This window comes from Affinundibacterium seohonense (assembly GCF_014284305.1).
GTDB classification, from domain to species: domain Bacteria; phylum Pseudomonadota; class Gammaproteobacteria; order Burkholderiales; family Burkholderiaceae_D; genus Undibacterium; species Undibacterium seohonense.
The window spans coordinates 140,813-155,155 of the sequence record NZ_JACOFW010000008.1; the positions used below are offsets into that span (position 1 = coordinate 140,813).

At 47.3% G+C, this 14,343-nt stretch carries 10 protein-coding genes, 1 other RNA gene and 1 pseudogene; 7 read left to right on the forward strand and 5 right to left on the reverse strand.

Annotated features, from left to right (window positions below; genetic code table 11):
• Positions 1-15: 15 nt before the first annotated feature.
• From pheA to gyrA, 3 genes are all read right to left on the reverse strand, one after another.
• Positions 16-1,089: a prephenate dehydratase gene (pheA, locus tag H8K52_RS09620; protein ID WP_186922675.1), complete on the reverse strand. Its 1,074-nt coding sequence runs from the start codon at positions 1,087-1,089 to the stop codon at positions 16-18.
• A gap of 183 nt (positions 1,090-1,272) precedes the next feature.
• Entirely contained in the window at positions 1,273-2,376 is a 1,104-nt protein-coding gene (gene serC / locus H8K52_RS09625) for a 3-phosphoserine/phosphohydroxythreonine transaminase (protein WP_186922676.1), read from the reverse strand.
• 142 nt (positions 2,377-2,518) lie between these two features.
• On the reverse strand, positions 2,519-5,167 hold the full coding sequence (gene gyrA / locus H8K52_RS09630) for a DNA gyrase subunit A (RefSeq protein ID WP_186922677.1): 2,649 nt from the start codon (positions 5,165-5,167) through the stop codon (positions 2,519-2,521).
• A gap of 569 nt (positions 5,168-5,736) precedes the next feature.
• Here gyrA and ompA point away from each other — a divergent pair.
• From ompA to H8K52_RS09655, 5 genes are all read left to right on the forward strand, one after another.
• Positions 5,737-6,414, forward strand: a complete 678-nt coding sequence (ompA, locus tag H8K52_RS09635; protein WP_186922678.1) for an outer membrane protein OmpA — start codon at positions 5,737-5,739, stop codon at positions 6,412-6,414.
• A 213-nt stretch (positions 6,415-6,627) separates the two neighbouring features.
• The gene (gene ubiG, locus H8K52_RS09640; protein ID WP_186922679.1) at positions 6,628-7,353 is read left to right on the forward strand and encodes a bifunctional 2-polyprenyl-6-hydroxyphenol methylase/3-demethylubiquinol 3-O-methyltransferase UbiG; all 726 of its coding nucleotides are present in this window, start codon (positions 6,628-6,630) and stop codon (positions 7,351-7,353) included.
• Entirely contained in the window at positions 7,350-8,027 is a 678-nt protein-coding gene (locus H8K52_RS09645) for an HAD family hydrolase (RefSeq protein ID WP_186922680.1), read from the forward strand. Before ubiG ends, H8K52_RS09645 begins: the two co-directional genes overlap by 4 nt.
• Positions 8,028-8,084: 57 nt before the next feature.
• Positions 8,085-8,444, forward strand: a transfer-messenger RNA (tmRNA) gene (gene ssrA, locus H8K52_RS09650).
• 98 nt (positions 8,445-8,542) lie between these two features.
• The gene (locus tag H8K52_RS09655) at positions 8,543-8,962 is read left to right on the forward strand and encodes an SRPBCC family protein (RefSeq protein ID WP_186922681.1); all 420 of its coding nucleotides are present in this window, start codon (positions 8,543-8,545) and stop codon (positions 8,960-8,962) included.
• A gap of 22 nt (positions 8,963-8,984) precedes the next feature.
• Here H8K52_RS09655 and feoB read toward each other — a convergent pair whose 3' ends face one another.
• Positions 8,985-10,895 (reverse strand): ferrous iron transporter B, encoded by a 1,911-nt coding sequence (gene feoB / locus H8K52_RS09660; protein WP_186922682.1) that lies wholly within the window; start codon positions 10,893-10,895, stop codon positions 8,985-8,987.
• Positions 10,892-11,260, reverse strand: a complete 369-nt coding sequence (locus H8K52_RS09665; protein WP_246464422.1) for a FeoA family protein — start codon at positions 11,258-11,260, stop codon at positions 10,892-10,894. The genes feoB and H8K52_RS09665 overlap by 4 nt, the downstream gene beginning before the upstream one ends.
• A gap of 349 nt (positions 11,261-11,609) precedes the next feature.
• On the opposite strand from H8K52_RS09665, the gene H8K52_RS09670 reads away from it, so the two are divergent.
• Positions 11,610-14,099 carry an adenosylcobalamin-dependent ribonucleoside-diphosphate reductase gene (locus tag H8K52_RS09670; RefSeq protein ID WP_186922683.1) on the forward strand — a complete coding sequence of 830 codons (2,490 nt, stop codon included), beginning with the start codon at positions 11,610-11,612 and terminating at the stop codon, positions 14,097-14,099.
• 102 nt (positions 14,100-14,201) lie between these two features.
• Positions 14,202-14,343: pseudogene (locus tag H8K52_RS09675) on the forward strand (IS5/IS1182 family transposase); the annotation flags it as partial.

Genomic DNA, 14,343 nt, shown 5'->3' on the forward strand with positions numbered 1-14,343 from the left:
TCAACTATGCTCAGATCAGACCGTACAAGGATACGATCCTAGAATTTTGAAAAACGCGGCGTCCTGATTCAACTCATCCATCGCTGCCTTCACCTTGGCATCCATCGCATGCCCCTCTACATCAACGTAGAAGTAATATTCCCAGTTACCAGTGCGCGCCGGACGGGACTCAAAACGCGTCATGGACACACCATGCTTAGACAAGGGTGCCAGTAAGTTGTAAACAGCACCCGCTTTATTCGGCGTCGCCAAAACGATAGAAGTTTGATCCTTACCGCTTGGCGTCGTGTTCAAACGCCCGACCACGGCAAAGCGCGTGCGATTATGCGGATCATCTTGAATATGTGCGCTGACGATACCAAGGTTATATTGATGTCCAGCGATTTCACTGGCAATCGCGGCGACACTGAAATCCGCACTCGCCATGCGCGCCGCTTCGGCATTCGATGCCACTGCTTGTCGCTCCACATGCGGATAGTGTTGATTGAGCCAAGCCTGACATTGCGCCAAAGCTTGTGAGTGGGCGCAGATGCGTGTCACACCTTCCATCGTGCCCGATTTACTCATCAAACTATGTTGCACAGCAATTGCAACTTCGCCGCTGATCGCCAAGCTTGTTTGCAAGAGCAAATCTAAAGTGCGGTTAATCGCACCTTCAGAAGAATTCTCAATCGGCACTACACCGAAATCAGCAGTACCCGCTTCAGTCGCACGAAAAACTTCATCAATAGAAATACAAGGTAAAGCTTCGATAGCACGACCAAACTGTTTGTACACAGCTTGTTCACTAAAGGTACCCACCGGACCGAGAAATGCCACCACAACACGGCGCTCTAATGCGCGACATGCTGACATCACTTCGCGAAAAATCAGTTGAATATCCTCATTGAGCAAAGGGCCAGTATTTTTTGCAGCCATATTGCGTAACACTTGGGCCTCGCGCTCAGGACGAAATACTGGCGCATTAGTCTCGGCTTTAACGTGACCGACCTCTTGCGCAACACTGGCGCGTTGATTCAGCAATTCCAAAATCGCCGCATCAATGGCGTCGATTTTCTCTCTAAGTGGGAGTAATTTGTTGTCGTTCATTTGAAAACCTAAAAACCGTTTTTAGATCAACCGCACACCAAGTGCGGTTGAAGATTTTAAATAATATATTCAATCTTATTCAAGCTTATGACTTGACTCATCAGCGCCACGGTTTCTAGGTGATGGTGGGTACCATGCGAAGAAAGGGCTGATGATTTCGACTAGTTTATTGAGCGGATTTCACTAAGTATTTGCACCCGCAAAATCCCGCATAAATTCAACCAATGCCTGCACACCCTCAATCGGCATTGCGTTATAAATCGAAGCACGCATACCGCCGACCGACTTATGTCCTTTCAACTGCAACAAACCCCGCTCTTTTGCGGCAGCCAAAAAAGCTGCATTCAAGGATTCATCTTTCAAGTAGAAAGGCACATTCATGCGTGACCGAAATTCCTTATCAACGCGCGTAACGTAAAAATCTGTACTATCTAAATAGTCGTATAACAAATTCGCTTTGGCGATATTCTTTTGCTCCATCACCGCAACGCCACCTTGACGTTTCAGCCATTGGAATACCAAACCTGCAATATAGATGGAATACGTCGGTGGCGTGTTATACATGGAGTCGTTATCTGCAACGATTTTCCAGTCAAATGCCGAAGGGCAAATTGGCAAAGCCGAACCGAGTAAATCTTCGCGCACTATGACCAAGGTCAAACCAGCAGGGCCGATATTTTTTTGCGCACCACCAAAAATCACGCCGTATTTCGACACATCGATGACACGCGACAAAATATGAGAAGACATATCCGCCACCAATGGCGCGCCATTCGTTTGCTGCGCTACATCTGGAACAAAATGATATTCAACACCATCGATGGTTTCGTTGGTGCAGAGGTGCACGTAGGCTGCGTCTTTCGTTAAATTCCACGAAGAAGGATCTGGCACACCGTTAAAGCCAGCATTCTCGCTGGATGCGGCGATATTCACGTTCGCGTATTTCTTCGCTTCTTTAATCGACTTGCCGCTCCACGAACCAGTATGGATAAAGTCAACAGTAGCAGGCTGTGCTTTGCGTCCTACCAAATTCATAGGAACAATGGCGTTTTCGCCTAAACCACCGCCTTGTAAAAACAGAATTTTATAGTTGGCAGGTACGTTCAATAATTCACGCAAATCAGCCTGCGCTTGCGCTAGGATAGACATGAACTCTGGCCCACGATGACTCATTTCCATCACCGACATACCGCTACCATGCCAATCCAACATCTCACTTGCTGCTTGTTGCAAGACTTCTTTGGGTAAGACGGCTGGGCCGGCTGAGAAATTGTAGATCGTATTCATGGTCTTTGAACCGTTGCATTAAAACGTAGGGTGGGCACGATCTTTGTGCCCACGCGTCCGACCGATGTCAGACTTTTTAGATAAATATTTTCCGAAGTATTTAACCGTAACGTGTGGGCACAAAAGCGTGCCCACCCTACGATTATTCTTCTACAGCCGCATCACCGCTAGCATCAGCAATTACTTCGACACCTTCAACAGCTTCTGGATCAGCATCGGTTTCAACAATACGTTGCAAGCCGGAGAGCTTAGTACCATCTTCGACCGCAATCAAAGTCACGCCTTGCGTTGCACGACCCATTTCACGGATTTCAGACACACGAGTACGGATCAACACGCCACCAGTCGTAATCAACATAATTTCGTCTGTTGGTTCGACCAGTGTCGCAGCAACGACTTTACCGTTACGTTCAGAAGTTTGAATTGCGATCATGCCCTTAGTGCCACGACCATGACGTGTGTACTCCGTAATTGGGGTACGTTTACCGAAGCCATTCTCAGTCGCAGTTAACACTGATTGCTGTTCATTTTCGGCGACCAACAAGGCGATAACTTGCTGACCTTCTTCCAGATTCATACCACGCACACCACGAGCTGTACGCCCCATAGGACGGACATCATTTTCGTCAAAGCGCACGGCCTTGCCGGAATCGGAGAACAACATGACATCATGCTTACCATCAGTCAATGCGGCACCGATCAGGAAGTCGCCGTCATCCAAATCAACCGCAATAATGCCGGCCTTACGTGGATTACTGAAATCATTCAATGCAGTTTTCTTCACGGTACCCAAACTAGTCGCCATGAAAATGTAATGATCTTCAGGGAAAGTACGGTTATCGCCAGACAATGGCAGAATCACGGTAATTTTTTCACCGTCTTGCAATGGGAACATATTCACAATCGGCTTACCGCGTGAATTGCGCGAACCTTGTGGCACTTCCCACACTTTCAACCAATACAAACGACCACGGTTTGAGAAGCATAAGATGTAATCATGCGTATTCGCAACGAACAATTGTTCGATCCAGTCGTCATCCTTCGTTGCAGTCGCTTGCTTGCCACGACCACCACGTTTTTGTGCGCGGTATTCTGAGAGTGGTTGCGACTTCATATAACCAGTATGCGACAAAGTCACGACCATATCGACCGGTGTAATCAAATCTTCGGTTTCGAGATCGGTCGCATTCAAAACGATTTCTGAACGACGTGCATCTTTATTGCCGATACCATATTCGTTCATGCAAGCTGTCATTTCATCAGTAATGATGACGGTAACACGTTCTGGCTTGGACAAAATATCCAAAAGATCTGCAATTTCAGCCATCACGTCTTTATATTCATTAACGATCTTGTCTTGTTCCAAACCTGTCAAACGTTGCAAACGCATTTGCAAAATTTCTTGGGCTTGATCGTCGGACAATTTGTACAAACCATCTGTTTGAATACCGTAATGCTTAGGCAAACTCTCCGGACGGAAAGCTTCGATGCCGCCTGGATTATCCGCAGCGGTACGCGTCAACATTTCACGCACCATGGAACTATCCCATGCGCGGTTCATCAATTCAACTTTAGCCAACGGCGGTGTTGGAGCGGCTTTAATAATCGCGATGAAATCGTCGATATTCGCCAAGGCAACAGCCAAGCCTTCCAATACATGACCACGGTCACGTGCTTTACGCAATTCAAAAACAGTACGACGTGTGACCACTTCACGGCGATGCGACAAGAAGCATTCGAGCATTTGCTTCAAGTTCAATAACTTCGGTTGACCATTTACCAGTGCAACCATGTTCATACCGAAGGTGTCTTGCAATTGCGTTTGTTTGTACAAATTATTCAACACAACTTCAGGAACTTCGCCACGCTTCAATTCGATCACTACGCGCATACCCGACTTATCGGATTCATCACGAATATCGGAAATACCTTCGAGCTTCTTATCGCGCACGTTTTCCGCGATACGTTCTAACAAGGATTTTTTATTAACTTGGTACGGCAACTCATCGACGATAATCGCTGTGCGACCTTCTTTGCCATATTCTTCAAAGTGGGTCTTAGCACGCATTACCACGCGACCACGACCTGTACGATAACCATCACGAACACCAGAAACGCCGTAGATCAAACCAGCCGTTGGGAAATCTGGCGCTGGAATAATTTCGATCAATTCATCAATCGTGCATTCTGGATTTCGCAAGACATGCAAAGCGCCATTGATGATTTCTGTAATATTATGTGGCGGAATGTTCGTCGCCATACCAACCGCAATACCTGACGAACCATTGATCAACAAATTTGGAATGCGGGTTGGCAGAACGGAAGGCTCTTTTTCTTTACCATCATAGTTAGGAACGAAATCAACGGTTTCTTTGTCGATATCAGCCAAAATTTCATTGGCGATTTTATCTAAGCGGCACTCGGTATAACGCATCGCCGCTGCATTATCACCGTCGACAGAACCGAAGTTACCCTGTCCGTCAACCAAGGTGTAACGCAAAGAGAAATCCTGCGCCATACGCACCAAAGTATCGTAAATTGAAGCATCACCATGCGGGTGATACTTACCCATAACTTCACCGACCACACGCGCACATTTAACGAATGGGCGGTTGTAGACGTTATTCATTTCATGCATCGCGAACAAAACGCGTCTATGCACAGGTTTTAAACCATCACGCACGTCCGGCAAAGCACGGCCTACGATAACGCTCATCGCGTAATCGAGGTAGCTCTTGCGCATTTCTTCTTCAAGGGAAATCGGGAGTGTTTCTTTTGCGAATTGATCCATTGGCGGTCAGACTTGTCTAAGTGCTTAAAAAAACAGCAGTAAGCTTGGTTAAAATAACAAGCCAGCACGAGGCTGGCGGAAGACCTGCATCTCTTCACTAAATAATTGCACGACTCTTATTTAAATTAACGCGACCAACATTTAGTGTTCAACTGCTCATTTTAACACGGCTCTCTTGCGCAATCAGCGTTTTTCTAGTTCTTCAAAGTTCACTCATACACCCATCCAAATCGCCAAAGGCAAATCCCTCAAAATCAATCACAATTCTTTATCAGATCGCAACAAATTCGAAGTCACGAGTCGTGATTTTTCCTGTTGCCAAAAAAAGACAATAATTTTCACCATATAGCGAGGCGTTGATACATTTCAAGGAAGCTGGAAAGACTTATGGCAAACTCTACTTGCCGAAAAACACCAGCTTGCACTACAAATTAGAACAGTTCTGCTATGAGAGTCACACTGTTGTCATTGAGCACGTGTTAAAATTCTACTTTTACAGAATTTGTATCTTGCACTTTTGCATTTTTTAACGCAGTTTTCTGCGCTTATTCTCAACCGAGGGAAAATATATGAAACTTTTAGTCAAGCTCGCGATTGCAGCAACAGCGGTTGCTTCTTTTTCTGCATCTGCTCAAACCACCATCACTGACATTAAAGCAAATACGCCGTATAGCGCTTATGTTCAAGACGCACGTGGCATCATCGTTCGCGATCCATTCGGTTTGTGCTGGCGCACTGGCTATTACACACCTGCCGATGCTGTTGCAGGCTGTGATTTGCCATTAGTTCCACCAGCACCGCCAGCACCAGTTGCTCCACCAGCACCGGTTGCTCCGCCACCACCGCCACCAGCACCAGCTCCTGCTCCAGCGCCAGTTCCTACATCTGAAAAAGTGACTTTTGCAGCTGATGCGTTTTTTGATTTCGACAAAGCAATTTTGAAACCTGAAGCGAAAGTAAAATTGGATGACATGGCTTCTAAATTGAAAGATGTCAACCTAGAAGTGATCGTCGCAGTTGGTCACACGGATTCTGTTGGTACAGATGAATACAATCAAAAATTGTCTATCCGTCGCTCTGACGCAGTAAAGGCTTACATCATCAGCCGCGGTATCGATGCAAAACGTGTTTTCTCCGAAGGTAAAGGCGAAAAACAACCTGTTGCTGATAACAAAACTAAAGAAGGCCGCGCTAAAAACCGCCGCGTTGAAATCGAAGTGGTTGGTACACGCACGATCACTAAGTAATCTTAAATTTGCTTAGACAAAAACCCGCTTCGGCGGGTTTTTTTATGGCCAATCAAAAAAGTTTCAGTTTCTCTCACAAGCAATATTGGTGAAAAAAACTTTCGCCCTTATTTGCTTTAGAATGACGCCACTTTCTTCACAATTAATGAGTGAGTTGATACGCACACACTTATCGCTCACTCGTGTTTATTTTCACTACTGCCAAGAATCCTCATGCCTACAATCGCCCCCGATAATGCAAACACCAACGTCGATCCGTCTGAAATTCAAAAATTTAGCGATTTGGCGCATCGCTGGTGGGATCCCAGCTCAGAATTTAAACCTTTACACGAAATCAACCCGTTGAGACTAGAGTGGATCAATAATATCGCGCCTTTAGCTGGCAGGAAAGTTATCGATATTGGCTGTGGCGGCGGCATCTTGGCAGAATCGATGGCAAAGAAAAAAGCCGATGTAACTGGTATTGACTTGTCGGACAAAGCGTTAAAGGTAGCGGACTTACACAGCTTGGAGTCCGGCGTCCAAGTTCGCTACGAAAAAATCGCGGCCGAAGACTTGGCAGAGCGTGAGGCAGGACAATACGATGTTGTGACCTGCATGGAAATGCTGGAACATGTACCCAACCCAGCTTCCGTGATCCGCGCTTGTACCAAACTAGTCAAACCCGGCGGCAAAGTGTTTTTCTCTACGATCAACCGCAATCCAAAAGCCTATTTATTCGCCATCATTGGCGCCGAATATTTATTACAGATGCTCCCTAAGGGAACGCATGATTACGAAAAGTTCATTACACCAGCTGAATTAACCCAAGATATCCGCAATGCCGGACTTATCGTCGATGCCATGAAAGGCATGAGCTACAACCCTTTAACCAAAATTTACTCGTTAAATCAAGACACTAGCGTAAATTATTTAGTCGCCTGCACTCGCCCCCTATGATTACACCAAAAGCAGTTCTATTTGACTTAGATGGCACGCTTGCTGACACCGCGCCTGATTTGGCGGCAGCGGTCAATCTAATGCGCGTCAACCGCGGCTTAATTGCAGCCCCTTATCTTAGCTTGCGCCCTTTTGCCTCAGCAGGTGCACGCGGCTTAATCGGTGCCGGGTTTCAAATCGCACCCGAGCATCCAGAGTACGAAGCTATGCGCCTGGAATTTCTCGCGAACTATGAAGCGTCGATTGCCGTGCATAGTCAACTGTTTTCGGGCATCAAAGAGTTACTCAGCGGACTAGAGCAATTAAATGTCACATGGGGCATTATTACCAATAAGGCAGAAAGATTTACCACCCCTCTGATTCCACAAATCGAGTTAACCGATGCTGCCTGCGTCATATCTGGAGATACCACTGCCCATGCAAAACCGCATCCCGAACCACTTTTCGAAGCGGCTCGCAGAATTAAAGTTCCGCCCTCTGAATGTTGGTATGTTGGCGATGATTTGCGTGATATCCAAGCAGCACAAGCCGCTGGCATGACGAGTGTCGCAGCAGCTTGGGGTTATTGTGGCGCGACAGAACCAACGCACTGGAGGGCCGATGCCATACTCGATTCCCCCCTAGAATTATTAGAATTAGTTCGTGGCAAAATATTGCAAACCCAAACAGCGTAAATAAATAGTTGAAACTTGGAGCACTCGCCCCATATAGAGTATACTTAGTACCGCTTTGGGGTCGACCTGGTTTCGACAGGGGTTGCAAAGCAGCGCAGGGCATACCGAGGCCAGACTACCTCGTAAATACAATCTGAAATATATAACTGCAAACGATAACTCGTACGCATTAGCAGCTTAATTGCTCGCTAGCTCTTAACCGCTTCTTCCCTAGGGCGGGCTGGTAACAGCTTAGAGTCATTTATAGGGAATCGTTTCAAGTTGGGTTACTTAGCTTGGAACTAAATAATAGGTAACTCGTCTTGCCGCAGCGTGTGCGTTCGCGTCGTCAGGGTTAAATTAAATAACAGCACTAAGTATGTAGAACTGTCTGTAGAGTGCTCTTGGACGCGGGTTCGATTCCCGCCGACTCCACCAAGATTAAAAAAAGCTATCCAATTCCTATTGGATGGCTTTTTTTATTGAGTCGGCGGGAATCGAACCAGCGCCCGCTGAGAGAAAAAAAGGGGATCAAGATGCTCCAAGCCACAGTCATCGTGAAGGTATCACGTGAATTTACAACCTCTGCCGAAGCGGTTTTTGATGCTTGGCTAGATCCGCAAAAAGCAGGAAATTTTTTATTTGCAACGCCGACTGGCGTTATGAAGACCGTAGAAATCGATGCACGCATTGGCGGCAGATTTTGTATTATCGAGACCAGAGACGGTGTCGATGTAGAACATGTTGGCGAGTATTTAGAGATCGATAGACCGCAGCACCTGCGCTTTAGTTTTGGTGGCAATCCTTTTCCTGCCACCTACGTCACACTCAACATTAGCAGATCCGAGTCTGGCTGTGTTTTACAGCTTGTGCACGAAGGCGTCTGGACAGATTATGAAGCCAGTGTGGTCCAAGGCTGGACGGACATTTTAGAAAATCTCGCCCAGCTTGTTTAAATTGATGCCGCTCTGATCTTAGTTAGCCCAAGCCACAAGCGAGTGCGATTCGGTAGGTAATGAACGATGCCAGATAAGCGAGTGCAAATAGATAGCCCAGCATGATCATAGGCATTTTCCAACCGCCAGTCTCGCGCTTGACGGTCGCTATCGTCGACAAACATTGTGGCGCAAAAACATACCACGCCAATAGTGACAAAGCGGTTGCGATACTCCACTGTTGTGCAATTAAAGGCGCCAGTGCCTCAGCCGTATCGCTGCCCGCCGCTGCCAAAGCATACACGGTTCCTAGCGAGCTAACTGCCACTTCACGTGCTGCCATACCCGGCACTAAAGCAATACTGATTTGCCAGTTAAAACCAATAGGCTCAAACACCACTGCCAATGCTTTACCGATGTAGCCAGCAAAACTATATTCAATCGGCATTCCTGTTGCACCAGCGGGTGCGCCAGGATAACTGGCAAGAAACCATAAGGCGATCGTCAACACCAAAATGATGCCACCAACGCGACTCATAAAAATCACCACACGTTGTTTCAAACCGATCAATACATTACGAATCGTGGGTAAGTGATAGCTCGGCAATTCCATCATTAAGGTACGAATCTGGCTTTGCGCCGTAAATCGTTTCAAGACCCAAGCAACCCCCAATGCACCGAGAATGCCAGCGCCATACAGAGCGAACAAAACCAATCCTTGCAATTCAAAAACGCCCCAAACATCGCGCTGCGGAATGAAGGCACCAATCAACAAGGCGTACACCGGCAAACGAGCTGAACAAGTCATCAAAGGCGCGATCATAATTGTCACCATGCGATCACGTGGATTGGCAATTGTGCGTGCAGCCATAATACCTGGAATCGCACAAGCGAAACTAGATAACAAAGGAATAAAAGAACGTCCCGACAAACCAACACCACCCATCAGACGATCCAACAAGAAGGCGGCTCGTGGCAAGTAGCCAGACTCTTCTAATATCAAGATGAAGAAGAACAAAATCAGAATTTGTGGCAAGAATACGATCACGCCACCCGCCCCCGCAATAATGCCGTTGACGATCAAACTTTGTACCCAACCTTCGGGCAGCAAATTAGAAACGCTTGCGCCCAGCCATTCCGTACCCTCTTTGATCAAATCCATAGGTACCGTCGCCCAAGCGAACACGGCTTGAAAAACTAAAAATAAAATAATGGCTAAAAGTGTTGGCCCAAGCACGGGATGCAGCACGACACGATCAATCTTGTCACTGACGTTGTGCGGGACGATTTCATCCAAGCCCAGTTTCGCCAAAATCTGACGTATACGCTCGTGATCGAGATCGGTATGTGATTGGATGGCAGGATCACTGTCATCCAGATGTGCATGACTATTCGATGTTTGATTTAAAATTTCAATATCATCCAGCATGGCTTTCAAAGCGCTATCGCCACCTTGCTTGACGCCTACCGTGCGCACCACCGGAATTCCCAGCTCACGCGCCAATGCCTGCTCATCAATATGCAAACCGCGCTGTTCCGCCATATCCGTCATATTTAGCGCAACCATGCACGGGATACCAAGACGCTGCACCGCGATGACTAAGCGCAAGCCGCGCCGTAAATTGGTGGCATCCACCACACACACCACGTAATCAGGACGCTTTTCGCCCACAGCATTACCGTACAAGACATCATGCGTGACTCGTTCGTCAGGAGAGCGTGGATGCAAACTGTATGTGCCGGGCAAATCCAGCACGCGCAAGCTTTTACCCGCAGCAGTGTGAAAACGCCCTTCTTTGCGCTCTACCGTGACGCCAGCGTAGTTGGCGACTTTTTGTTTGCTATCGGTAAGTAGATTGAATAAGGCTGTTTTACCGCAATTCGGATTACCAACTAAGGCGACTAAGGGACCACTAGCATGAAAGTGTACGACTGCGGGTTTCACTTGTTTCATGCAGCAACCTTGTTCATGGAAGAATCCTCCAGCACATCGACCAACACGCAAGCCGCTTCGGCTTTGCGTAAAGCAAAAGTAGAAAGACCGATTCGAACCACCAAAGGATCACCGCCAAACGCGCCTCGGGCCATCAGGGTGACTGGCTCCCCTGCAATAAAGCCGATATCTTCCAATTGTGTCAGCCACTCTGGCATTCCAGACGGCGCGACCAATTGACGCACCACACATTTTTCTCCGATCGCAATATCCGCTAGCTTTTTCACCTCAGCGGAAATACTCAGCGATGGCGAATACTGCGAAGCTGCTGGTGCAGGCTGAGTGAAATTCGCTGGCGTTGCCATATCAATATTTATGGAGTTCATAGCGCTAATCTGGGTCGCGATCAATTAGGAAACTTGTTTCAAGACAAAACTATAAACGAGAATCATTCTTATGTAAATCAAAGTCGACTTACTCATAGGGTCGAAACCCTTAACTTAAATCAATAAACCCTACATTTTTCAAAGTGTCTCGAAAAATACCGATAAACCCAGCGCCTTTTTCGACATAAATGCGCAATAGGAGTAGCCTCAATAGTAAAAAAAGTTACTTAAAAACCATTTATTTCTAATTGAGAAGAGTCAAGGAAAAAGCTGCACAGAGGTCTATAATGGGGCGTTAATTTCTGCTGCAAAGCATCACTCTCTGATCTCCTTCCACGAAAAATAAAGCATGAATGCCAACGACAAAATCCTAGGATTGACTGATATGTCACCACAAGAAATTTCCCTCGATGTCCTTTTGGAAAAATACGCCAAAGGCGAAGAAGCAACCATCCACGACGTGCAAGGGCGTGTCGCCAAAGCCCTATCCAGCGTAGAAGCGCCAGACTTCCAAGCCTACTATGAAGAAAAATTCCTGTGGGCGCAGAAAAACGGCTTCGTACCAGCAGGCAGGATTAATTCCGCCGCTGGTATGGATTTACACGCGACCTTGATCAACTGTTTTGTACAACCTGTCGGCGACTCAGTCTCCAGCACCACCGATGGTAAGCCGGGTATCTACACCGCCTTGTCAGATGCAGCGGAAACGATGCGTCGCGGTGGCGGTGTCGGTTACGATTTTTCCACGATACGTCCCAAAGATGCTTTGGTGAGAGGCACACGATCTCGCGCTTCTGGCCCAGTCTCGTTTATGCAGGTGTTTAATGCCTCATGCTCGACTGTTGAATCGGCTGGAGCACGTCGCGGTGCGCAGATGGGCGTATTACGCTGTGATCACCCTGACATTTTGGAATTTATCCACGCTAAGGACCAAGGTGGCCTCACTAATTTTAATATTTCTATAGGTGTGACTGACGCGTTTATGAACGCAGTTGCCAGTGATGGTGATTTTCTATTGGCTCACAAAGCGGAACCTAGCGACGACAAAAAACAAAACGGCGCGTATCAAAATGAACATGGCCTATGGGTATACCAGACCGTGAAAGCGCGCGATCTGTGGGATGAGGTCATGAAATCGACCTACGACCACGCTGAGCCTGGCATCCTGTTTTTATCCCGCATCAACGCGGAAAACAATTTGCACTATTGCGAAACGATCGAAGCCACCAATCCTTGCGGCGAACAGCCCTTACCTGACTACGGTTGCTGCTGTCTCGGCTCTATCAATTTAACGCGCTTTGCTAAGTCTGCATTTACTGAACAAGCCAGTTTCGACTTCGAAGCATTTCAAGCTGTGGTTAGTGTCGCTACTCGCATGTTGGACAATGTGCTCGATGCCACCGCTTGGCCGCTGCAGCAGCAACAAGATGAAGCTATGTCGAAGCGCCGTGTCGGCTTGGGCTTCTTAGGTTTAGGCAGCGTATTAGTCATGCTGGGCTTACGTTACGATTCTGCTGAAGGACGCGCATTTGCAACTCAGGTTGCCGAAGCGATGCGTAATACCTCGTATCAAACCTCAGTCGAACTCGCAAAAGAAAAAGGCGCATTTCCTCTATTCGATCATGAACAATATTTGCAAGGCGCATTTGCAAAACGTCTGCCGGATAATTTACGTCAACAAATCGCCCAACATGGTTTGCGTAACTCGCATTTACTCTCAATTGCCCCGACTGGCACGATCACTTTAGCTTTTGCCGACAATGCCTCGAATGGTATCGAACCTGCGTTTTCCTGGGTCTACAACCGTAAAAAACGCATGGCAGTAGGCGATAGTAAAATATATGAAGTCGCAGATCACGCCTGGCGCCTGTATCGCCATTTGGGTAATGACGTATCAGACGATAGCAAATTACCGCCCGCCTTTGTCACGGCCCTAAATATGTCCGCGAATGACCATATGTTGATGCTGCAAGCGGTACAACCTTATGTCGATTCTGCCATTTCCAAGACCGTCAACGTACCGGCAGATTATCCGTATGCGGATTTCCAAAATTTATATATGGATGCCTGGCGCGCAGGACTAAAAGGACTGGCTACCTATCGTCCTAACAATATTCTTGGCAGCGTATTGTCTGTCAGCACTGAAACCGCAGCGCCCGCTGTGAAAGCTGTGCCAGATGACGATTTACTGCGCAAACAATTTGATGGTCGCCCATTTGGAGATCTCGAATCAGTGACATCCAAAGTTCAGTACATGACCTATGAAGGTAAAAAAACTGTGTATCTGACAGTCAGTTTCATTCACATCCAAGGCATAGTTGGCGGCGAGTTAGCAACCATAGAACGTCCGTTTGAATTCTTTATGCCGGCCGGTCAAAAGAACGACGGCCAGCAATGGATATCCGCCAGTATGCGCTTGCTTTCGATGGCAGCACGCTCAGGCGGATCCATCGCCAAAGCACTCGCTGATATGCGTGAAGTTGTCTGGGATAAAGGCACAGTACGTTGTGGCATGATCACCAAAGACGATGGCTCACAAGCTCCTCTGTTTCATGAATCAGAAGTGGCGGCGATTGGCTATTCTCTACAGCGGATACTCATGAAACGTGGCTTCTTAGACGCAGGGGGCAATCAGGTACCAATCGTCGTGCTCGCTGAAAAATTCAAAAATAAGCAGCTCGCCTATGGCATGGATGATTTGGCTTATGATCCCGAATCAGCGCCGATGACCTATACCGCAACAGGTAAAAAATGCCCTGATTGCGGCGCTTATGCGTTACAGAAAATCGACGGCTGTTCGCGCTGTGTTTCTTGCGGATATGTTGGGGCTTGCGGTTAAGCAGGCAGATAGACAATAAAAAAACCCGCATTTGGCGGGTCAGACTGCTGACAAACCCCAAAAGGCCTCGCCAAGTGCGAGGCCTTTTGGTTTAATAGCGGCATGCTAAAAACACCCACACCTTTCCAACACGAATTAGAAATGGTCACCTTGGAACAACTGGTTCCGAAAGACCACCTGCTTCGTTTAATTGATCGTCACATCTCCTTCGACTTCATCCGTGAACGTACTCAAGCGCTTTACT

Bases quoted from the DNA above. Each gene is read 5' to 3' on its own strand.
- pheA (WP_186922675.1), bottom strand. From the start codon at position 1,089: ATGAACGACAACAAATTACTCCCACTTAGAGAGAAAATCGACGCCATT.
- serC (WP_186922676.1), bottom strand. From the start codon at position 2,376: ATGAATACGATCTACAATTTCTCAGCCGGCCCAGCCGTCTTACCCAAA.
- gyrA (WP_186922677.1), bottom strand. From the start codon at position 5,167: ATGGATCAATTCGCAAAAGAAACACTCCCGATTTCCCTTGAAGAAGAA.
- ompA (WP_186922678.1), top strand. From the start codon at position 5,737: ATGAAACTTTTAGTCAAGCTCGCGATTGCAGCAACAGCGGTTGCTTCT.
- ubiG (WP_186922679.1), top strand. From the start codon at position 6,628: ATGCCTACAATCGCCCCCGATAATGCAAACACCAACGTCGATCCGTCT.
- H8K52_RS09645 (WP_186922680.1), top strand. From the start codon at position 7,350: ATGATTACACCAAAAGCAGTTCTATTTGACTTAGATGGCACGCTTGCT.
- H8K52_RS09655 (WP_186922681.1), top strand. From the start codon at position 8,543: ATGCTCCAAGCCACAGTCATCGTGAAGGTATCACGTGAATTTACAACC.
- feoB (WP_186922682.1), bottom strand. From the start codon at position 10,895: ATGAAACAAGTGAAACCCGCAGTCGTACACTTTCATGCTAGTGGTCCC.
- H8K52_RS09665 (WP_246464422.1), bottom strand. From the start codon at position 11,260: ATGAACTCCATAAATATTGATATGGCAACGCCAGCGAATTTCACTCAG.
- H8K52_RS09670 (WP_186922683.1), top strand. From the start codon at position 11,610: ATGAATGCCAACGACAAAATCCTAGGATTGACTGATATGTCACCACAA.